The following is a 20,058-nucleotide window of genomic DNA, read 5'->3' as shown; positions in this document are numbered from 1 at the left end:
GAGGCTGCATGCTGGCCCGCCGAGGCATGGCCATTTTGTTATCGTTCGGAGGCTGGATATTCATCCAGCCTTTTTTATGGTATAAGCTGTATCAATACTGCGTGGCAGTGCGCCACGTACAGGGATCCATTCAGGAGGGGTAATGATAGGTCGTCTCAGAGGAATTATTCTGGAAAAGCAGCCACCGCTGGTGTTACTTGAAACCAATGGCGTCGGGTATGAAGTGCATATGCCGATGACCTGCTTTTACGAGCTGCCGGAACTGGGGCAAGAGGCTATCGTGTTTACCCAATTCGTGGTGCGTGAAGATGCACAGCTGCTGTATGGGTTCAATGATAAACAAGAGCGTGCGCTGTTCCGTGAGCTGATTAAAGTGAACGGCGTGGGGCCAAAACTGGCACTAGCGATCCTCTCCGGCATGTCTGCCCAGCAGTTTGTCAGCGCGGTGGAACGTGAAGAGATCACTACGTTGATCAAATTGCCAGGCGTGGGTAAGAAAACCGCCGAGCGTCTGGTCGTCGAAATGAAAGACCGCTTCAAAGGCCTGAACGGCGATCTGTTCAACAACAGCAGCGAAATCCCTCTACCGACCAGTGCGGCCAAAGCGGCGGAGATGGATATTGAAGCCGAAGCGGCCTCAGCACTGGTGGCCTTGGGCTATAAGCCGCAGGAAGCCAGCCGCATGGTCAGCAAGGTTGCCAAGCCGGGTGCGGATTGCGAGGCATTAATCCGCGAAGCATTACGTGCCGCACTGTAGGCCGGAAAGGGGTAGACCATGATTGAAGCCGACCGCCTGATCTCTGCCGAGCCGTTCAATGAAGAAGAGGTGCTGGATCGTGCGATCCGCCCTAAGCTGCTGACGGAGTACGTTGGCCAGCCGCACGTGCGTGAGCAGATGGAAATCTTTATTCAGGCTGCCAAACAGCGCGGCGATGCACTGGACCACCTGTTGATCTTCGGGCCGCCTGGGTTGGGTAAAACCACCTTGGCCAACATCGTGGCTAATGAGATGGGCGTTAACCTGCGTACCACTTCTGGTCCGGTGCTGGAAAAGGCGGGGGATCTGGCGGCAATGCTCACCAACCTGGAGCCCCATGACGTCCTGTTTATCGACGAAATCCACCGTCTTTCGCCGGTAGTGGAAGAGATCCTGTATCCAGCGATGGAAGACTATCAGTTGGATATCATGATCGGTGAAGGTCCGGCGGCGCGCTCAATCAAGCTCGACCTGCCACCGTTCACCCTGGTTGGAGCCACCACGCGGGCCGGTTCCTTGACCTCTCCATTACGCGATCGCTTCGGCATCGTGCAGCGTCTGGAGTTTTATCAGGTGGCCGATCTGGAGCATATCGTTTCCCGCAGTGCCAACTGCCTGGGGCTGGATCTGTCTCCCGATGGGGCGCATGAAGTGGCACGTCGCGCCCGCGGTACGCCGCGTATTGCCAACCGTCTGCTGCGCCGCGTGCGCGACTTTGCCGAAGTCCGTGCCAACGGAGTGATCAATGGTGAAGTGGCCATGCAGGCATTGGATATGCTGAACGTCGATGCGGAAGGTTTCGACTATATGGACCGCAAGCTGTTGCTGGCGATCATCGACAAGTTTACCGGTGGCCCGGTGGGGTTGGATAACCTGGCGGCGGCAATCGGTGAAGAGCGTGAAACGATAGAAGACGTGATCGAACCCTTCCTGATCCAACAAGGGTTTATTCAGCGTACTCCGCGTGGCCGAATGGCGACCAATCATGCCTATAAGCACTTTGGTATCGAGCGAGAAGAGAAGTAGCAATCCAGGAGTTACGCCAGGGGAGACCCTGGCGTAATGAGATCAAGCCTGCTGCTTTTTCGACAGGCTCAGTACAAACAGCACCGCAGCGCTTAACACTACCGAGGGCCCAGCTGGCGTATCGTAGAATGCCGAGAAGGTTAGCCCGCCGGTGACCGCAATTATCCCTATCAATACCGCATAACCGGCCATTTGTTCAGGAGTGCGGGCAAAACGCCGTGCGGTTGCGGCTGGGATAATCAGTAGCGACGTAATAATCAGCGCACCGACAAATTTCATGGCCAGCCCGATGGTCAAGGCGGTGACCAGCATTAAAATGGTGCGTGCGCGTGGCAGGTTAACGCCGTCGACATGAGCCATCTCCGGGCTGATGGTCATCGACAGCAGATCGCGCCATTGCCACCAGAGCACCAACAGCACAATCACCACGCCAGTACCGATCATCCAGATATCGCCGATCGTCACCGACAGCAAATCCCCAAACAGATAAGCCATCAGATCTACGCGCACGTTGGACATCAGCGCGACCACCACCAGACCCAGCGATAGCGCACTATGCGCCATAATGCCGAGCAGCGTATCTATCGACAACTGCGGGCGGCGCTCCAGCCAAACCAGTACTAAGGCTAACAGCAGCGTGACGGCAATCACGGCGTAAAACGGATTGACGTCCAGCAATAAGCCGAAGGCAACGCCAAGCAGCGATGCATGTGCCAGCGTATCGCCAAAGTATGACATTCGGCGCCAGACCACAAAGGAACCCAACGGACCCGCCGCCGCAGCCAGCAGCACACCGGCCAGCCAGCCGGGCAATAACAGTTCAATCATGCCTCACGGCCCCCGGTTTTTTTCAGCACAATTCTGCCTTGCAGGTCGTGACGGTGATTATGGTGATGGCGATAGATCGCCAACTGCTCAGCGCCCCGGTTACCGAACATGGCGATAAACTCCGGGTGCATTGACACCACTTCCGGTGTGCCAGAGCAGCAGATATGTTGGTTCAGGCACAGGACGTCGTCGGTTTTGGCCATCACCAGGTGCAGGTCATGGGAAACCATTAGCACCGCGCAGCCCAGCTCTTTGCGCAATTGGTCGATCAGGTCATATAACGCCAACTGGCCGTTAACGTCCACCCCTTGCGTGGGCTCATCCAGCACCAGCAACTGCGGTTGATTCAACAGCGCTCGTGCCAGCAACACCCGCTGGTTTTCGCCGCCGGACAGCTTTTGCATGGGCTGATCCAACAGGTGCGCGGCATGCACGCGTTTGAGCGCGGGCAAGATATCGGCCTTTTTCACCCCGGGTTTGAGCCGCATAAAGCGGTTGACGGTCAAGGGCAGGGTGGCATCGAGATGCAGCTTTTGCGGCACATAGCCAATGCGCAGCCCCGGCAGACGTTCCAGCGTGCCTTCCGTTGGGGCAATTAAGCCCAGCACTACGCGAACCAGCGTTGACTTGCCGGCTCCGTTAGGCCCGAGGAGCGTCAGAATACGACCCGGTTGCAGGTTAAGAGAGATATTTGTCAGTACCCGCCGGGTACCAAAAGAAACAGAGATATTTTTTAGCGTTGCCAGTGTAGACATATCGTGATTACATTTTGCAGAACTAACCGAATGTTATAATATCACGCTTCTTTGCTGAAAACGACGGGATTACTGATGATGGTACAGAAAAATAAATGGCTGCAACGCACTCTGCTGGCGACGGCTTTGGTAATGGCTGGCAATGCGACGGCCGCCGTAGTGACCTCTATCCGCCCGCTGGGCTTTATCGCATCCGCTATCGCAGATGGGGTCACGCCTACCGAGATTTTATTACCGGACGGTGCCTCGCCTCATGACTTCGCCTTACGCCCGTCGGACATTCAGCGGCTGCGTAGCGCCGACCTGGTGCTGTGGGTTGGGCCAGATATGGAGGCTTTTCTGACCAAATCTTTGACGCAACTGCCCGCCAATAAGCAGTTGGCGATCGGTGAACTGCCTGCGGTACAGCCGTTGTTGATGAAAGGCGATGACGATCATGACCATGATCATGCAGCCGAAGCGCATAGTCATGCGGATGGCGACGAGGGGCACGACCATCATCACGGTGACTATAATATGCACGTTTGGCTGTCGCCAGAGGTGGCAAAAGTGACCGCGATCGCGATTCACGACAGATTATTGGAACTTATGCCGCAAAAGAAGGACAAATTAGACGCAAACCTGCGCCAGTTCGAGGATCAGCTAGCGCAAACTGATAAAAATCTTGTTAAGATGCTAACGCCTGTGCAAGGTAAGGGATATTTTGTTTTTCATGACGCTTATGGCTACTTTGAAAAACACTTTGGCTTGAGCCCACTGGGCCATTTTACCGTTAACCCCGAAATTCAACCTGGCGCACAGCGTTTACACCAAATTCGAACACAGTTGGTTGAGCAGAAAGCAGTCTGCGTTTTTGCTGAGCCACAATTCAGACCGGCCGTAATTAATGCCGTTGCCAAGGGGACCAATGTGCGTTCTGGAACGCTGGACCCGCTGGGCACCGGCATCGCACTGGGGAAAGACAGCTACGGGAACTTCCTGACAGCGCTGTCCAACCAGTACGTGAGCTGCCTGAAGTAAAGATTATGAGGATATTATTGAGTGCAGAAGATAGTCCGAACTATCACTCTGGCGTATAACAACCTGCCTCGGCCCCATCGCGTAATGCTAGGGTCGTTGACAGTCGTTACGTTGGCCGTCGCTGTTTGGCGGCCTTCCGTTTATCACCCAGAACATAACCCTATCGTTAAAAGCGTCGAGTTGGAAGCCAACCAGTTAAGGGCATTGCAGCCCGAAGCCAGTGAACCTATTGATGCCGACCAACCCACCCCCGATGATGACATCCCTGAGGATGAGCTGGACCAGAAGGTCGCCGGAGAGGAAGGTGTGCATGAATATGTGGTTTCTACCGGTGATACGCTCGGTAGTATTCTGACTCAGTACGGCATCGAAATGTCGGATGTCTCACTGCTGGCTTCGCAGAACCGCGATTTGCGTAACCTGAAAATCGGCCAGCAACTCTCCTGGACGCTTACCGAAGATGGCGATCTCAAGCGCCTGACCTGGGAAGTTTCACGCCGTGAAACCCGCACCTATGACCGTGTGGGCAATTCCTTTAAAGAAACCAAGGAAACTCAAAAGGGCGAATGGCGCAACAGCGTGTTGACCGGCAAGCTGAACGGCAGCTTTGTCAGCAGCGCCTCGGCGGCTGGCCTGAGCCGTGCCGAGATCAATGCGGTAATCAAAGCCCTGCAGTGGCAGCTTGATTTTCGCAAGCTGCGCAAAGGCGATCAGTTCGCGGTGTTGATGTCGCGCGAAGAGTTTGACGGCAAGAGCGAGCAAAGCCAACTGTTGGGCGTGCGTATGCGCAGCAGCGGCAAAGACTACTTCGCCATCCGCGCCGATGACGGCAAGTTCTACGATCGTCAGGGTTCCGGGTTGGCGCGTGGCTTTATGCGTTTCCCGACCATGAAGCAGTTCCGTATTTCTTCCAACTTTAACCCACGCCGCGTAAATCCGGTGACCGGGCGCATTGCACCGCATAAAGGCGTCGACTTCGCCATGCCGGTCGGCACGCCAGTGTTGGCGGTGGGTGACGGTGAAGTGGTGATCGCCAAGCGCAGTGGCGCGGCAGGTAACTATGTGGCGATCCGTCATGGCCGCCAATATACCACGCGCTATATGCACTTGAAAAAGCTGTTGGTCAAGCCAGGGCAGAAGGTGAAACGTGGCGATCGCATTGCGCTTTCCGGTAACACCGGCCGCTCTACCGGCCCACATTTGCATTATGAAATGTGGACTAACCAGCAAGCGGTTAACCCATTGACGGCTAAGTTGCCTCGCTCGGAAGGGCTGATGGGCAAAGATCGCAGCGATTACCTGGCACAGGTGAAGGAAGTGGTGCCACAGCTGCAGCTGGATTAACCATCGCTATCCCTTATGATTTCCCATCGGCCTGATTTCGGGCCGATGTTTTTTTATTAATGCCTGCTCAAGATAACGATAGCTGCATTTTGTCAGTGAACGGTGCTGGTTTTAACCTGACTCACCCGCCTGACTGCAACTAGGTATATAGTTTATATCTTCCGAGCAGGTGCGTTGAATAAAGAGCAGGTCATGCAAAACGAGAAGAAATCGAACGTAGAGTTCATCCCACAATTTGATAAAGCCTTCTATCATCCGCGCTACTGGGGCGTTTGGTTGGGAACCGGGCTGATGGCCGGTATTTCTCTGGTCCCTGCTCGAATGCGAGACCCATTACTGGGTGCGATTGGTAAACTGGCTGGCAAGGTTGCTAAAGGGGCACGACGCCGCGCCCGTATCAATCTGCTTTATTGCATGCCGGAACTGCCAGAACAGCAACGCGAGCATATTATCGATGAGATGTTTGCTACCGCGCCGCAATCGATGATCCTGATGGCGGAACTGGCCTGTACCAAACCGGAGAAAGTACTCAAGCGCGTGCGTTGGCACGGTGAAGAAGTGCTGGATAAAATCCGTGAGGAAGGCCGCAACGTGATTTTCCTGGTGCCGCACGGCTGGGCCGTTGATGTGCCAGCGATGCTGATGGCTGCGCGCGGGCAACCCATGGCAGCGATGTTCCATAACCAGAGCAACCCATTGGTCGACTATCTGTGGAATAGCGTGCGCCGCAAGTTTGGTGGCCGTATGCATGCCCGCAACGATGGCATCAAGCCTTTTATCAGTTCGGTGCGCCATGGTTATTGGGGCTATTATCTGCCTGACCAGGATCACGGTGCCGAGCACAGTGAATTCGTGGATTTCTTTGCGACCTATAAAGCCACATTGCCTGCAGTCGGCCGCTTGATGAAAGTCTGCAAAGCGGCGATCGTGCCGCTATTCCCGGTTTATGACGGTAAAACCAGCATGCTGGACATTTATATCCGTGAGCCGATGGATGATCTGGCCGAAGCCGACGATGTTCGCATTGCGCGCCGCATGAACGAAGAAGTGGAAAACCTGGTGGGCCCTAATCCAGAGCAATATACCTGGATTTTGAAGCTGCTGAAAACGCGCAAGGAAGGTGAGATTGAACCTTACTCGCGGGACGATTTATATCGTTAATGTCGCTTATCAACTCTCTACCGGGCGTTACACTCTGCTAAATAAGCGCAGTATGCGGCGCCCCTACGCTCTAACCTGTTCGTTTCCTACAATTTCAGCAGCTTTTGGCAAACTGTAACGACGGGCTATAACCTGTCCTTTTGGTTTGTAGGAGAAGGGTGCTCCTAGATCTACACGCCAACAACCAACGGGCGGGAGCAGGCCCCCGCCGTTGGGTTGCCTTACCGTTCGGATTCGTAGGCCAAAATGGCCGCAACCTCCGTGTTGCCCGATCGAATACGCAGCTCACAAAGTTTGCTGCGCGTTAGCCATACCAGCAAAATAACGGTGGTACAGATAACGACCAGTTTGACGATGTTTCCTTTATTCAACATTGTGTTTCCTTCTCCTTGCCTCTCGGCAGGTAAGAAGCTAACCTAACGTTGTCTGGCGTTAGAGTTGGCCTCGGGTTGATGTTATCGACTCGGGGCTTTTCTCTTTGTATCCATCACCTTGGCTTTTGGCTCCAGATACAAAGATCCAGAGCACCCACGCGTAGTATATTCATCACACCCGTCTGGCTCGTGTCTGTTTTATTCCCAAATACCAACTCTGCGCAGCGTTACGCAATGCTCTGCAACGGCCTGAAAAACCCACTGTTCACCGTTGCAGATTTTAGTCAGGCAATTAGCAATGAACCATACAGCCCTGCTGGATTAGCGGTTCAAGCACCGCTGGATAATGGTCGAAGTCATTCCAACGCAGGTCCAGTCGCCGTAGGTTTTTCATTTGCGCCATGCTGGTCGGTAATTGACTTAATCGGTTGGCACGCAAGTCTAATGAAACCAGTGAACTCAATGCACCCAAGTCTTCAGGCAGCTGGGATAATTGGTTGAAACGCAGATTGAGCGTAGCTAACTTGGGCAATTGGCAGAATTGATCGGGTAAGTACGCAATGGCGTTGTTTTCCAAATCTATCACCTGTAACTCTGACAGTTGAGCGATCTCGCTGGGCAGGGTAGTGAGACGGTTTTTCATCAGGTGTAATTCACGCAACTGGTCCAATAAACCGATCTCCGAGGGTAATGCGGTGATGGCATTATTGTAGAGACGCAGCTCTTGTAGCGCCGTCAGGCCGCACAGTGCCGTAGGGAATTCCACTAGCTGATTATCCGTCAGATTCAGATAACACAACGCTTGCAGCTGGCGCAGCGAATCGGGTAGCTGGCTGAAACCGTTATCACTCAAATACAGATACTTTAATTCACGCAATTCCCCGATTTCGGCGGGAATTGATGTTGCCTGGTTGTGACCAAAATCGAACATTTGCAACTGGCGGAGCAAACCGATTTCCGTCGGCAGTTCGGCAATCTGGTTGCAGGAAATGTTGAGCACTTTCAGGTCACGATGGTGAAAAATCTGCTCGGGGAAGCGGGTCAGGCAATTATTGTACAGGCTGATTTTTTGCAGGGAGGTGCCGCTGAGATCTTCACTCTCCAGATTGGCCAATTGCCGCCCATCAAGATCCAGCGAGCCACGAGTATATTGCTGATGATGTTGATGTAGCATGAAGAGGTTCCCCAAATAGCAATAAAAAAGCCAGTCAGCGTAAACCGACCGGCCTTAACATTAAATGCGCGGTAATCAGTCTACGCGCAGGATACGGCTGGTATTGGTGGTGCCCACGGTGCTCATGACGTCACCTTGGGTAACCAGCACCAGATCGCCAGACACCAGGTAACCTTTATCACGCAGACGGGCGATAGCGTCATTAGCGGCGGCAACGCCATCGCTGTGGCTGCCAAAGTAGACCGGGGTGACACCGCGATACAGCGCCGTCAGGTTCAGCGTGTGCTCATGGCGAGACATGGCGAAGATCGGCAAGCCGGAGCTGATACGTGACATCATCAGCGCGGTGCGGCCAGATTCGGTCATGGCGATGATGGCGGTAACCCCTTTAAGGTGGTTAGCGGCATACATGGTCGACATGGCGATGGCTTCTTCGATATTGTCGAACTGCACGTCCAGACGGTGCTTGGACACGTTGATGCTTGGGATTTTTTCTGCACCCAGGCAAACACGCGCCATGGCGGCTACCGTTTCGGCTGGATACTGGCCCGCAGCGGTTTCGGCAGACAGCATGACCGCATCGGTACCATCCAGCACGGCGTTCGCCACGTCCATCACTTCGGCGCGGGTCGGCATCGGGTTGGTGATCATCGATTCCATCATCTGCGTGGCGGTGATCACCGCACGGTTCAGCGTACGGGCGCGACGGATCAGTTTCTTCTGGATGCCCACCAGCTCCGGATCGCCGATTTCGACGCCCAGATCGCCACGGGCAACCATGACCACGTCGGAGGCCAGGATGATGTCATCCATCGCTTCGTCGCTGCATACGGCTTCAGCACGTTCAACTTTCGACACGATTTTGGCGTTGCAGCCAGCGTCACGTGCCAAGCGGCGAGCATAGTTCAGGTCTTCGCCGGTGCGCGGGAAGGAGACAGCCAGGTAGTCGACGCCAATTTTGGCGGCGATCAGGATATCGGCTTTGTCTTTCTCGGTCAGGGCTTCGGCAGAGAGACCACCGCCCAGTTTGTTGATGCCTTTATTGTTCGACAGCGGGCCACCTACGGTGACTTCGGTGAACACTTTCATGCCCTGAACTTCCAGCACTTTCAGCTGTACACGGCCATCGTCCAGCAACAGGACATCGCCAGGCACCACGTCCGCAGGCAGGCCTTTATAGTCGATACCGACTTTTTCTTTATCGCCTTCCCCCTTGGTCAGGTTGGCATCCAGCAGGAATTTATCGCCGATGTTAAGGAAAATCTTGCCTTCCTTAAAGGTGGAAACGCGGATTTTTGGCCCTTGAAGATCGCCCAGGATAGCGACATGACGCCCCAGCTTGGCCGCAATCTCACGCACTTTATCTGCCCGTGCCTGATGGTCTTCTGCATTGCCGTGGGAAAAGTTAAGCCGAACTACGTTCGCACCAGCAGCAATAATCTTTTCCAGATTATTGTCGCGGTCGGTAGCCGGACCCAGTGTGGTAACGATTTTGGTTCTTCTGAGCCGTCTGGTCATGTATTACTCCGTTGACTTGTGACGCAAGTATTGGTGTTGCTGAACGTCAGATAACGAAACCGGATGAGGGAGCCGACGCTTTTCGCCTACCCAATTTTCATCAGGGTTATCTGTATGAACGAGCTATCAGGGTACAACTATAATCCCGCGGGTCAACTTGTGATCTGACCGGCGGTTTTTAAAACCGTTTTCAGTCGAAACTGTTGGGGACGATCCCTTTATCAAAGCGCGATTCTTTCAACGCTTCCTTGACCCGCTTCAAGTTATCTCTGAATTTAGCCCCTCGACGCAAGGTAAATCCGGTGGCCAGCACGTCAATCAGGGTTAACTGTGCAATTCGGGACACCATTGGCATATAAACATCGGTATCTTCCGGCACGTCCAGCAGTAGGGGGAGGGTCGCAGCCTGGGCCAGTGGAGTATCTTTCGAGGTGATGGCGATGACCGTGGCGTCATTCTCTCGTGCCAGATGCGCCATCTCGACCAGATTCTTGGTGCGCCCGGTATGGGAGATCAGTACCACGACATCCCCCTCGACGGAGTTCATGCAGCTCATGCGCTGCATGACGATATCGTCAAAATAGACCACCGGAATATTGAAGCGGAAAAATTTGTTCATGGCATCATGCGCCACGGCGGCAGAGGCCCCGAGCCCGAAGAACGAGATTTTTTTTGCCTGGGTAAGCAGATCAACCGCACGATTGATTGCGGTAATGTCGAGATTTGCCTTTACTGTATCCAGGCTGGCCATCACCGACTCAAAGATCTTACTGGTGTAAGCGGCAACGGTGTCGTTTTCTTCGACATTGCGGTTTACATAGGGCGTACCGTTAGCCAGGCTTTGTGCCAGATGCAGTTTGAAGTCGGGGAACCCTTTGGTTTCCAGGCGGCGGCAAAAGCGATTAACGGTCGGCTCACTGACATCGGCCAGTTTGGCCAGCCGGGCGATGCTGGAGTGAATAGCGGTTTGTGGGGAGGCCAGGATCACCTCGGCGACTTTCCTTTCCGATTTGCTCAGGAGCTCCAGATGGCTCTGGATTTTTTCCAGCGTATTCATATAACGGGAGTCACTCATGGTTTATACCTGCCGGACACCGGCTTTCACGGGTGATCCATCGGGTATGTCGATTTCAATCAAAGGAGAAATCAATCCGGTTTAATGAAAATATACTACGTGCTGGTAAGCGTTGGCAGTGTCGACAAGGGATAAGCTGGCTTTTTTCACCAGAACATGACCTGTGTCTAACTTTCATAATGGTAAAAGAGTGTCAAAAAAGACAGAAAATTACAGTTTTCCCTGTTGCCAACAGCGTTCGCGCTGCACCAGGGATAACGCCGTAGTTTCTGGGGCTTTTTTTCTGCTTTTGATCCGGGTTTACTGGCCGTAGCGAAAGAGAGTACATTAGTAATGTAAGAAAATTACAAATATCCTGCATCGAGGAGATGAACATGGCGGTAACCTCTACAGCCCAGGCCTGTGACCTGGTTATTTTCGGCGCGAAAGGCGATCTGGCGCGTCGTAAACTGCTGCCTTCCCTGTACCAGTTAGAGAAAGCCGGTCACATCCACCCGGATACCCGTATCATCGGGGTAGGCCGTGCCGAGTGGGATAAAGAAGCTTATACCAAGGTGGTCAAGGAAGCCCTGGGCACCTTTATGAAAGAAAAACTGGACGATGAGCTTTGGGCCACGCTGAGCGCACGCCTGGACTTCTGTAATCTGGACGTCAACGACAGCAAGCACTTCGCTGAATTGGGCAAGATGCTGGACCAGAAACATCGTACCACCATCAACTATTTCGCCATGCCGCCAAGCACCTTTGGCGCCATCTGCAAGGGCCTGGGCGAGGCCAAGCTGAATAAAGAGCCGGCGCGCGTGGTGATGGAAAAGCCACTTGGTACTGACCTGGCATCCTCACGGGTGATCAACGATCAGGTTGCTGAGTACTTTAACGAATCCCAGGTTTACCGTATCGACCACTATCTGGGCAAAGAGACTGTACTGAACCTGCTGGCGTTGCGCTTTGCCAACTCCCTGTTTGCTTCCAACTGGGATAACCGCACTATCGATCACGTGCAGATCACCGTGGCGGAAGAGGTGGGTATTGAAGGGCGCTGGGGTTACTTCGATCAGGCCGGGCAGATGCGCGACATGATCCAGAATCACCTGTTGCAGATCCTGACCATGATCGCCATGTCGCCACCGGCGGACCTGACCACTGACCGTATCCGTGATGAGAAAGTGAAAGTGCTGCGCTCGCTACGCCGTATCGATCAGACCAATGTCCGGGAAACCACCGTGCGCGGCCAGTACACCGCAGGCTTTGTGCAGGGTAAAAAAGTGCCGGGCTACCTGGAAGAGGAAGGGGCAAACAAGAGCAGCAACACCGAGACTTTTGTGTCCATCCGCGTCGATATCGACAACTGGCAATGGGCCGGGGTGCCGTTCTATCTGCGTACCGGTAAGCGTTTGCCGACCAAATGTTCAGAAGTGGTGGTGTACTTTAAAAACCCACCACTGAACCTGTTCCGTGACTCCTATCAACAACTGCCACAGAACAAGCTGACCATTCGCCTGCAGCCGGACGAAGGGATCGAAATCCAGGTACTGAACAAGGTGCCGGGGCTGGATCACAAACATCGTTTGCAAACCACCAAGTTGGATCTGAGCTTCTCGGAAACCTTTAACCAGGAACACGTGGCCGATGCCTATGAGCGTCTGCTGCTGGAAACCATGCGTGGTATCCAGGCGCTGTTTGTGCGCCGTGACGAAGTGGAAGAGGCCTGGAAGTGGGTTGACTCAATCATGGATGCCTGGAAAGCGGACAACGAAGCGCCTAAGCCCTACCAGTCTGGGACTTGGGGGCCGGTGGCTTCCGTCGCGATGATCACGCGTGATGGCCGTTCGTGGAACGAATTCGAATAAGCAGCAATTAACCTGTTCCCTCTCCCTCACCCTAACCCTCTCCCAAAAGGAGAGGGAACCGATCGAGCTCGCCGCTGCCTAGGTATTCTTTCTGAGGCCAGAGGTAGATTGAGACCGATTTATTATTGGAGCGGTAGGGGGCTTATTGAGAGCACCGTTCAGCTCCCTCTCCTTGGGGAGAGGGCTGGGGTGAGGGGCTGGTAACACGTCAACAGAATTAGCCTAGGTGACCGGCGTCAGCCTGTCTGCTGGCTTTTAGCGGTGCGATCGGAATCTGCAGCGATGCGGAGCCCTGTGGCAGGGGCGTGCCATACACCAACCGAAAGTAATGGAGAGAATGACGATGAAAAACTGGAAAACCAGTGCAGAACAGATCCTGACGGCAGGCCCCGTAGTTCCGGTGATTGTGATTAACAAACTGGAACACGCTGTGCCGTTGGCTAAAGCACTGGTTGCAGGTGGCGTGCGCGTGCTGGAAGTGACGCTGCGTACCGCCTGTGCGATGGACGCGATTCGTGCGATCGCCAAAGAAGTTCCTGATGCCATCATTGGTGCGGGCACGGTGATCAATCCGCAGCAGCTGCAAGAAGTGACCGAGGCTGGCGCTCAGTTTGCCATCAGCCCTGGCCTGACCGCCGATCTGCTGAAAGCTGCTACCGCAGGCAGCATTCCGTTGATCCCGGGTATCAGCACCGTTTCCGAGCTGATGTTGGGGATGGATTATGGCCTGCGCGAGTTTAAATTCTTCCCAGCGGAGGCCAACGGCGGCGTCAAGGCGCTGCAAGCCATTGCCGGGCCGTTCTCACAGGTGCGCTTCTGTCCAACGGGTGGCATCACGCCGAACAACTATCGTGACTATCTGGCACTGAAAAGCGTGCTGTGCATCGGTGGTTCCTGGTTAGTGCCTGCGGATGCGCTGGAAAGCGGCGACTATGCACGTATCACCGAATTGGCGCGTGAAGCCGTCAAGGGTGCTACCGCCTAAACCCGCGTTCGCTCCTGCTGATGCCAATCCTCTGTGATTGGCATTTTTTTTGCCTGTAAATACCACAACTTCACATATTGCGGTGGTTGCTATCAACTTACTGAATGGATTCCCTGATGAAGCGGGCCTAAAGCTATGGGGCGTGAAAAAGATTGAATTATGGCAGATCGCTATATATGATAATGAGAATGGTTATCCTTACGATGCTGTTTGCAAAATGAGTCAGCATATCTAACCCGCTGGGTACATTTCTGGCAGTATCTTAACGTATATATTTTCGGGTCAGGATTGGCTTGAAATATTTTTCCGGTAAATAGATTTTATGCGGGATTTATTCAGACAGGAAGTCACAGAACATCAACGGGCCAAATGGGCTGGCAAAGCGTTATTGATAACGGGTATGCCTGCTTGGTGCTTCGGCGTTTTATCACTATTCTTTCTTCTTGTTTTTCTTGCCTTCCTTATATTGGGTAGCTACACCCGCCGCATCAATGTGTATGGAGAAATAACTACCTTTCCTCGCTCGGTAAACGTGTTTGCGCCACAACAGGGATTCATCGCAGAGCGATTTGTCGGCATTGGCGATGTGGTCAAAAAGGGTCAGCGCCTATATCAACTAGATGTCAGCCGTGTGACGGATACCGGTAAAGTCAGCGCCAATACGCGTTTGGCGCTGGAAAACCAGGTACAGCATGTCGATAGCATTATTTTGAAGCTACAAGACAATAAACGTATGACGTTGGAGAATCTACACCAGCAAAAGCAGCAGTATCAAGCGGCCCATTCGCAATCCAAACAGTTGCTGAATAACGCACGTGAAGGGGTCGGCTTTGCTCAAGATAACATGCGCTCATATAAGGAATATCAACGACGCGGCCTGATAACCAAAGATCAGCTTAACGGGCAGACTTATTCATTTTATCAGCAACAAAGCCTGTTCCAAAATTTGTATAGTCAGCATATCCAGGAATCACTGCAAATCACTAATCTGGAGAGTGATATTGTTACGCGCGCAGCGGATTTTGATAACCAGATTTCTCAGTACCAGTTTCAGCGTAATGATTTACAGCGTCAATTGGCTGAAGCAGATGCCAGCGGAGCGTTGATAGTTAACGCACCAACCGATGGTCGTATCGAGTCTCTAAGCGTTACGCCAGGACAAATGGTCAATAGTGGCGATAGTTTGGTGCAGATTATCCCTCGTAGCGATGCGATTTATCAGTTAGTGCTGTGGTTGCCGAACAGTAGCGTACCCTATGTCTCTGCGAATGATGCCATCAACATTCGCTATGACGCCTTTCCCTACGAAAAATTTGGACAATTTCCCGGCAAGATCGAAAGCATTGCTTATGTTCCTGCCTCCGTTCAAGAAATGTCCACTTACAGCAGTTCCCCCGTGCATCAAACGGCCGCGCAGACCGCATCTTATTACAAAGCCATCATCGCGCTGGAAAAAATGCACATCAGTTATCAGGGCAAAGTGCTGCAGTTGACTAACGGTATGTATGCCCAGTCGACGCTTTTCCTGGAGAAAAGGCCCTTATATCAATGGATGTTTTCGCCTTTTTACGATATGAAAAAAAGTCTGATGGGACCGATAAATGACTGATTCTTATTTCGCGACGCTGACTGGAAGATTGAACTTGGCACTTGGTAGAAAGGTGCCGCAGATCCTGCAAGCGGAGGCATCTGAATGCGGTTTGGCTAGCTTGGCGATGGTGTGTCATTACCACGGGTTGCAAATCGACCTGTTCAATCTGCGCAACCGCTACGGCTTTTCTTCACGTGGGGCAACGATGGCCTCATTGATCGATATAGCAAATGCACTGAGGTTACAATCGCGCGCACTGTCACTGAACATCGACGAACTTAAGGTGTTGAAAATGCCCTGTATCCTCCATTGGGATATGAAGCACTTCGTTGTGCTGGTCAGTATCAGCCGCGGACGAGCGGTGATCCACGATCCGGCTTTCGGGCGTAAGGTGATGGAATTGCATGAGCTCTCGCGGCACTTCACCGGGGTAGCACTCGAACTGTGGCCTGACAGCGAATTTCAACCAATCAAGCAGCAGAGCAGGTTACGTTTTCGCAAGCTCATGGCCAACGTGCGCGGCCTCAAGGGGGCATTGTTTAAGATCTTCTGTCTTTCGATAGTGATTGAAGCCATCAACCTGTTGCTGCCAGTTGGCACGCAGTTGGTTATGGATCATGTCATCCTGGCTGGTGACCATGACCTTTTGGCTTTGATATGCATAGGATTGTTGTGCTTCATTTTATTCCGTACTGGCGTATCCATGCTGAGAACGTGGATTTCCATTGTTATGGGGGCGCTGATAGACGTACAGTGGAAAGCGGGGGTTTTCGATCATCTGCTGAAACTGCCTCTTTCTTTTTTCGAAAAGCGCAAGCTGGGTGATATTCAATCCCGCTTCGGTTCGCTGGATACAATCAGAACCACCTTTACCACCAGCATCGTTAGCAGCATTATCGATGGCATCATGTCAGTAGGCGTGTTTATTATGATGTTGCTTTATGGCGGTTGGCTAGTGTGGGTAGTGCTCGGCTTCACGGCGGTATACATCATCTTACGGCTATCGACATACCAATATCATCGGCAACTGTCGGAAGAGCAACTGGTAAAGGGCGCGCGGGCAAGTTCTCACTTTATGGAGACGTTGTATAGCATTGGTACCTTAAAAGCATTGGGATTATCCGAGACTCGGGCACAGTTTTGGTTAAACCTGAATGTGGAAACGATTAACGCTGGCATCAAGTTAACCAAGCTGAATATGATGTTTGGCGGGCTTGGCGCGTTTATTGCGACCTGCGATCAGGTGATCATTCTGTGGTTAGGGGCTGCGTTAGTGATCGACAATCAAATGACGCTCGGGATGTTTGTTGCTTTCAACGCTTATCGAGGCCAATTTTCTGACCGTGCCAGCAGCCTGATCGACATGATGCTCCAGTTGCGTATGCTAAGTTTGCATAATGAAAGGATAGCGGATATCGTATTATCGCCGCCGGAACAGCAAATGCCAATTCGCCAGCTATTTGCCAAAGGCCAGGCGGTGGAACTTCAGATTCGAAATCTGCGTTATCAATACGATCGTCAAACCAAGCCTATTATTGCCGACTTAAACCTCAGCATAGCAGCGGGTGAAAGTGTGGCGATCGTCGGTCCATCCGGTGTGGGTAAGACCACGTTGATGAAATTGATGTGCGGATTGCTGACGCCGGATGAAGGCGCGATTCTGGTTGACGGTCTGGATATCAGTAATATCGGTGTGAATAATTATCGCCAGTGTATTGCCTGCGTGTTGCAGGATGACAAGTTGCTGGCAGGTTCGATTGCTGAAAATATTTCGGGATTTGATGCTGAGTGGGATTTTCAGCGAATTGAGGCTTGTGCCCGCCGATGCAATATGCATGACGATATTCAAAATATGCCAATGGGATACGAAACGTTAATTGGGGAGTTGGGGGGCAGTTTATCTGGTGGACAGAAGCAGCGATTGTTGATCGCGCGTGCACTTTATCGCAGGCCAAGTATATTGTTTATGGACGAGGCAACTAGCCATTTGGATCTGAAAAACGAGCTGCATATTAATGATGCTATTGCGAAAATGAATATTACCCGCGTTATCATCGCGCATCGCCCTTCGACGATTGCCTCAGCGGATAGAGTCATTACGTTAGTGTGAAAATAGAGATGGTGTGATCAAATACTTTTATCTCTATGTGTAAATATTAATTTAAGGTGGCGTAAAGCTATGAAACCCTATGTATTAATAATTTCACATAATCCTGATAATACAAGCGGTATCATTTATGCTAAACAGTGGTGCGGGTGAGGCATTGAGCTTCTTGGCCAATAACGGCTGAACTTGGCTATTATTTATAATGCATTTAAACGTATGTAAGTGATCTAAATAACATGTTTTCGGTGGTTTATTTATTGAACTATCATCTTTAAAATGTTATCTTTTCTATTCCATTAATAGGAAATGGAGGTTTTATGTTTTTAGTTCTAATGGTCTTACAGTTCGTTGTCGCTTTTTTCGCATATGATTATTGTGAAAAAAGATTAGATAAATTAAATAGTAAATAACCTAAACAAGCAGGGTCGTCATTTTTCGACTCTGCTTTCTATTTCATCCACGATGAAGCTAGGCCTGACTCTGTTTCCATCGTCTGTTCGGTGAAGGATAAGTGAGTATTTAAAAAACCTAATAATGCAGACTCCGGTATATCTTGTGGTAATTCTAAGGTGTCAATTATTGTTAAGAAAATTGCTCTTAGTAGAACCCCAGGGCCTGAGATATTCAACGTTAGCCTCGAATTGTTTTTGTATCCATCAAGAGCATAATTGAAAATAAAGTCATTCTGGATGTTGCTTTCTACCAACAAAAATATTTTTCTATAATTTTCATTTATAATCTTTAGCGAGAGGTCTATTGCTGCTGAATTACTGTTGGCGACTATAACGTTACTAAAAAACACATTGTTCTTTTTTTTATGTCTGCTGAGTAGAGGTATGTCGAAAGGGATTCTTATTTCTTTCAAACTGCAGAATATACTGTTATTTCCAGTGTTGCGTAAATCCTTTTTCATGGCATTGAACAATGCTGAGCTATCGAAGCAGTCATTGCTCTCAAACATTTTTCTTTCTTTATGTTCTATCTCCCAAAATTTTTCAAATGTCATTGTGTTTTTCATTGCCTCTATTTTTTCATTGTGTTGATCATGCAGGTTATTATCAGTTAAATATCTGTCAGTATGTGGGAAATCAATGTTTATTTTAGGTAGCGTATCGATATCAATGTAAATTCCACCGAACTCTGATAGAACCAGTAGTCTTATCACATCCGATGCTGCGGCGAGATTAGTTCTATAGAATATTTCAAAATTGTAAATTTTAAGTCTCCCTCTGTTTTCATATTTACTAATTAGGGTGTTAATATCCATTATTTTTATGTTGCGATAGCTTGACTTGATGTTAATAAATTCCTTACGTGCTTTATTTATATAACGACTCGAGAATTTTTTACCTGATACATCAGTAAGATATTCTGCTATTATTTCGTCATTAAATATATTTCTCTCCTGTGAAAAGTACCAACATTGGCGTTGTGCTCGCAATGCTTCGTCCTTTGAAGTTTCATCGGGACGCAATGTTGCTTTTTTTGCTTTCAATAGCTCACCTGCTAAGAGTGTTTTGGGATCCATCCATAACATAACACGATAGTCATTATTACGCTTTGCCCATAACTCAACATGCTTGAGTTGAATTTTTGATATTTCACCAATCCAAATAAAGTGAATTAATTTGTTGTTTAATTCTTTGTGTGTATTTGAGTTAAAAGCGAGTTGGTATAAGACTAATAGCTTTTTTTTCAGGATGTACATAGGAATGTCATGAAAATTATTTTCTATAGAAATAAGTAACTCATCGATAAAAATAAGACTTTTCAAAATATTGCTGGTGATCTCTGACTCATAAGCGATAGCTGCATGGCTAAATGTTTCGGCGATGGAGTTTATGTTGGCTTCTTTACTGTTGTACGATGACTTAGATATAATTTCAACGTAAACAGTTTCAAGTATGTCTAATAGGATTAATAGTTCATTACTGTGTTTCCCTTTTATTTCATTAGGTTTAATTTTATAGCTATAAAAAAATTTTTCTCGCAGTGTGGCTATTTTATCGCTTAGCTTTTTCATTTGTCATAATGCCCTCCTTTAAGGAGGGCATTCTCAATGGTTAAATGTTCAGTTCTGGTTAAAATGGCTGTTATTTGAAGAGCCATTATTACTAGGTACTCTTGAGCCTATAATGGTTCCAGCATTTGTGCTCGGGCTGTTATTGCCTAAACCAGATGCTCCAGCAAGAATACCGCTGTAACCACCAGAAACGTTTTCAAGAAATTCCTTATCTAATTCTTTCATGTTAATCTCTCTCTATTTAGTGTGTTATTTCGTGGGTTGGTGTGCATAACCCGCATGTTGCAATGCTCTGACTGAATTGGTTTTTTACATAAGGATTAGATTTATCGAATGTTCGATTTTCTCTAATTAAGTAAAAACCAAGCGAAATCAGACACGGATAGGATTGATTTTTTGGTACACCTCCTGTTATAAGATAGTATTTGATAATATTAAAAACCAAATGTGTCAAATAAAAATAGCTGCAA

The 20,058-nt window shown here is 50.3% G+C and carries 17 protein-coding genes; 9 read left to right on the top strand and 8 right to left on the bottom strand.

All coding sequences use genetic code 11. From position 1 onward, the window contains the following. Nucleotides 1-142 precede the first annotated feature (142 nt). Both ruvA and ruvB read left to right on the top strand, forming a co-directional pair. Nucleotides 143-757 carry a Holliday junction branch migration protein RuvA gene (ruvA, locus tag KGP16_RS14750; protein WP_094981360.1) on the top strand — a complete coding sequence of 205 codons (615 nt, stop codon included), beginning with the start codon at nucleotides 143-145 and terminating at the stop codon, nucleotides 755-757. A gap of 18 nt (nucleotides 758-775) precedes the next feature. Further along, nucleotides 776-1,783: a Holliday junction branch migration DNA helicase RuvB gene (ruvB, locus tag KGP16_RS14745; protein WP_021806657.1), complete on the top strand. Its 1,008-nt coding sequence runs from the start codon at nucleotides 776-778 to the stop codon at nucleotides 1,781-1,783. A 42-nt stretch (nucleotides 1,784-1,825) separates the two neighbouring features. Here the strand turns inward: ruvB and znuB are convergent, their stop codons facing one another. Together znuB and znuC are read right to left on the bottom strand one after the other, a co-directional pair. Beyond that, a complete protein-coding gene (gene znuB, locus KGP16_RS14740) occupies nucleotides 1,826-2,611 on the bottom strand; it encodes a zinc ABC transporter permease subunit ZnuB (RefSeq protein WP_021181150.1) in 786 nt (261 codons plus the stop codon). Beyond that, on the bottom strand, nucleotides 2,608-3,366 hold the full coding sequence (gene znuC, locus KGP16_RS14735; protein WP_021181151.1) for a zinc ABC transporter ATP-binding protein ZnuC: 759 nt from the start codon (nucleotides 3,364-3,366) through the stop codon (nucleotides 2,608-2,610). Before znuC ends, znuB begins: the two co-directional genes overlap by 4 nt. Nucleotides 3,367-3,444: 78 nt before the next feature. Between znuC and znuA the strand changes: the two genes are divergently transcribed. The 3 genes from znuA (at nucleotide 3,445) to lpxM (ending at nucleotide 6,891) form a co-directional block, all read left to right on the top strand. Beyond that, nucleotides 3,445-4,386 (top strand): zinc ABC transporter substrate-binding protein ZnuA, encoded by a 942-nt coding sequence (gene znuA, locus KGP16_RS14730; protein ID WP_094981408.1) that lies wholly within the window; start codon nucleotides 3,445-3,447, stop codon nucleotides 4,384-4,386. 21 nt (nucleotides 4,387-4,407) lie between these two features. Beyond that, complete coding sequence (gene mepM, locus KGP16_RS14725; RefSeq protein WP_037376005.1) at nucleotides 4,408-5,730, top strand: murein DD-endopeptidase MepM; 1,323 nt, start codon at nucleotides 4,408-4,410, stop codon at nucleotides 5,728-5,730. Nucleotides 5,731-5,922: 192 nt separating this feature from the next. Then, nucleotides 5,923-6,891, top strand: a complete 969-nt coding sequence (gene lpxM, locus KGP16_RS14720; protein ID WP_037376004.1) for a lauroyl-Kdo(2)-lipid IV(A) myristoyltransferase — start codon at nucleotides 5,923-5,925, stop codon at nucleotides 6,889-6,891. A gap of 221 nt (nucleotides 6,892-7,112) precedes the next feature. On the opposite strand, the gene KGP16_RS14715 is transcribed toward lpxM, so the two are convergent. From KGP16_RS14715 to KGP16_RS14700, 4 genes are all read right to left on the bottom strand, one after another. Further along, nucleotides 7,113-7,265, bottom strand: coding sequence for a Hok/Gef family protein (locus KGP16_RS14715; RefSeq protein WP_021181155.1), 153 nt, complete (start codon nucleotides 7,263-7,265; stop codon nucleotides 7,113-7,115). A 292-nt stretch (nucleotides 7,266-7,557) separates the two neighbouring features. Next, complete coding sequence (locus KGP16_RS14710) at nucleotides 7,558-8,439, bottom strand: leucine-rich repeat domain-containing protein (RefSeq protein WP_223499906.1); 882 nt, start codon at nucleotides 8,437-8,439, stop codon at nucleotides 7,558-7,560. A gap of 75 nt (nucleotides 8,440-8,514) precedes the next feature. Next, nucleotides 8,515-9,957 (bottom strand): pyruvate kinase, encoded by a 1,443-nt coding sequence (gene pyk, locus KGP16_RS14705; protein ID WP_021181157.1) that lies wholly within the window; start codon nucleotides 9,955-9,957, stop codon nucleotides 8,515-8,517. Nucleotides 9,958-10,147: 190 nt separating this feature from the next. Further along, nucleotides 10,148-11,014, bottom strand: a complete 867-nt coding sequence (locus tag KGP16_RS14700; RefSeq protein ID WP_037376120.1) for a MurR/RpiR family transcriptional regulator — start codon at nucleotides 11,012-11,014, stop codon at nucleotides 10,148-10,150. Nucleotides 11,015-11,406: 392 nt separating this feature from the next. Between KGP16_RS14700 and zwf the strand changes: the two genes are divergently transcribed. The 4 genes from zwf to KGP16_RS14680 all read left to right on the top strand — a co-directional run bounded on the left by zwf (nucleotide 11,407) and on the right by KGP16_RS14680 (nucleotide 17,568). Beyond that, the gene (gene zwf, locus KGP16_RS14695) at nucleotides 11,407-12,882 is read left to right on the top strand and encodes a glucose-6-phosphate dehydrogenase (protein ID WP_021181158.1); all 1,476 of its coding nucleotides are present in this window, start codon (nucleotides 11,407-11,409) and stop codon (nucleotides 12,880-12,882) included. Nucleotides 12,883-13,225: 343 nt separating this feature from the next. Beyond that, nucleotides 13,226-13,867, top strand: coding sequence for a bifunctional 4-hydroxy-2-oxoglutarate aldolase/2-dehydro-3-deoxy-phosphogluconate aldolase (locus tag KGP16_RS14690; protein ID WP_021181159.1), 642 nt, complete (start codon nucleotides 13,226-13,228; stop codon nucleotides 13,865-13,867). A 322-nt stretch (nucleotides 13,868-14,189) separates the two neighbouring features. Continuing rightward, nucleotides 14,190-15,476, top strand: a complete 1,287-nt coding sequence (locus KGP16_RS14685; protein ID WP_223499905.1) for an HlyD family secretion protein — start codon at nucleotides 14,190-14,192, stop codon at nucleotides 15,474-15,476. Next, entirely contained in the window at nucleotides 15,469-17,568 is a 2,100-nt protein-coding gene (locus KGP16_RS14680; protein ID WP_223499904.1) for a peptidase domain-containing ABC transporter, read from the top strand. The genes KGP16_RS14685 and KGP16_RS14680 overlap by 8 nt, the downstream gene beginning before the upstream one ends. Nucleotides 17,569-18,013: 445 nt before the next feature. Here KGP16_RS14680 and KGP16_RS14675 read toward each other — a convergent pair whose 3' ends face one another. After that, a complete protein-coding gene (locus tag KGP16_RS14675) occupies nucleotides 18,014-19,588 on the bottom strand; it encodes a TcdA/TcdB catalytic glycosyltransferase domain-containing protein (protein WP_223499903.1) in 1,575 nt (524 codons plus the stop codon). 48 nt (nucleotides 19,589-19,636) lie between these two features. Then, the gene (locus tag KGP16_RS14670) at nucleotides 19,637-19,813 is read right to left on the bottom strand and encodes a hypothetical protein (RefSeq protein ID WP_173409193.1); all 177 of its coding nucleotides are present in this window, start codon (nucleotides 19,811-19,813) and stop codon (nucleotides 19,637-19,639) included. Nucleotides 19,814-20,058 lie beyond the last annotated feature (245 nt).

It is taken from the genome of Serratia sp. JSRIV006, from assembly GCF_019968685.1.
In the GTDB taxonomy this organism is placed as follows: domain Bacteria; phylum Pseudomonadota; class Gammaproteobacteria; order Enterobacterales; family Enterobacteriaceae; genus Chania; species Chania fonticola_B.
The sequence above is the reverse complement of the archived record's forward strand: the minus strand, read 5'-3'. Positions and strand labels throughout refer to the sequence as shown.

Bases quoted from the DNA above. Each gene is read 5' to 3' on its own strand.
- KGP16_RS14685 (WP_223499905.1), top strand. From the start codon at position 14,190: ATGCGGGATTTATTCAGACAGGAAGTCACAGAACATCAACGGGCCAAA.
- KGP16_RS14675 (WP_223499903.1), bottom strand. From the start codon at position 19,588: ATGAAAAAGCTAAGCGATAAAATAGCCACACTGCGAGAAAAATTTTTT.
- KGP16_RS14670 (WP_173409193.1), bottom strand. From the start codon at position 19,813: ATGAAAGAATTAGATAAGGAATTTCTTGAAAACGTTTCTGGTGGTTAC.
- KGP16_RS14700 (WP_037376120.1), bottom strand. From the start codon at position 11,014: ATGAATACGCTGGAAAAAATCCAGAGCCATCTGGAGCTCCTGAGCAAA.
- KGP16_RS14680 (WP_223499904.1), top strand. From the start codon at position 15,469: ATGACTGATTCTTATTTCGCGACGCTGACTGGAAGATTGAACTTGGCA.
- zwf (WP_021181158.1), top strand. From the start codon at position 11,407: ATGGCGGTAACCTCTACAGCCCAGGCCTGTGACCTGGTTATTTTCGGC.
- KGP16_RS14710 (WP_223499906.1), bottom strand. From the start codon at position 8,439: ATGCTACATCAACATCATCAGCAATATACTCGTGGCTCGCTGGATCTT.
- pyk (WP_021181157.1), bottom strand. From the start codon at position 9,957: ATGACCAGACGGCTCAGAAGAACCAAAATCGTTACCACACTGGGTCCG.
- znuC (WP_021181151.1), bottom strand. From the start codon at position 3,366: ATGTCTACACTGGCAACGCTAAAAAATATCTCTGTTTCTTTTGGTACC.
- znuA (WP_094981408.1), top strand. From the start codon at position 3,445: ATGGTACAGAAAAATAAATGGCTGCAACGCACTCTGCTGGCGACGGCT.
- KGP16_RS14690 (WP_021181159.1), top strand. From the start codon at position 13,226: ATGAAAAACTGGAAAACCAGTGCAGAACAGATCCTGACGGCAGGCCCC.
- znuB (WP_021181150.1), bottom strand. From the start codon at position 2,611: ATGATTGAACTGTTATTGCCCGGCTGGCTGGCCGGTGTGCTGCTGGCT.
- lpxM (WP_037376004.1), top strand. From the start codon at position 5,923: ATGCAAAACGAGAAGAAATCGAACGTAGAGTTCATCCCACAATTTGAT.
- KGP16_RS14715 (WP_021181155.1), bottom strand. From the start codon at position 7,265: ATGTTGAATAAAGGAAACATCGTCAAACTGGTCGTTATCTGTACCACC.
- ruvA (WP_094981360.1), top strand. From the start codon at position 143: ATGATAGGTCGTCTCAGAGGAATTATTCTGGAAAAGCAGCCACCGCTG.
- ruvB (WP_021806657.1), top strand. From the start codon at position 776: ATGATTGAAGCCGACCGCCTGATCTCTGCCGAGCCGTTCAATGAAGAA.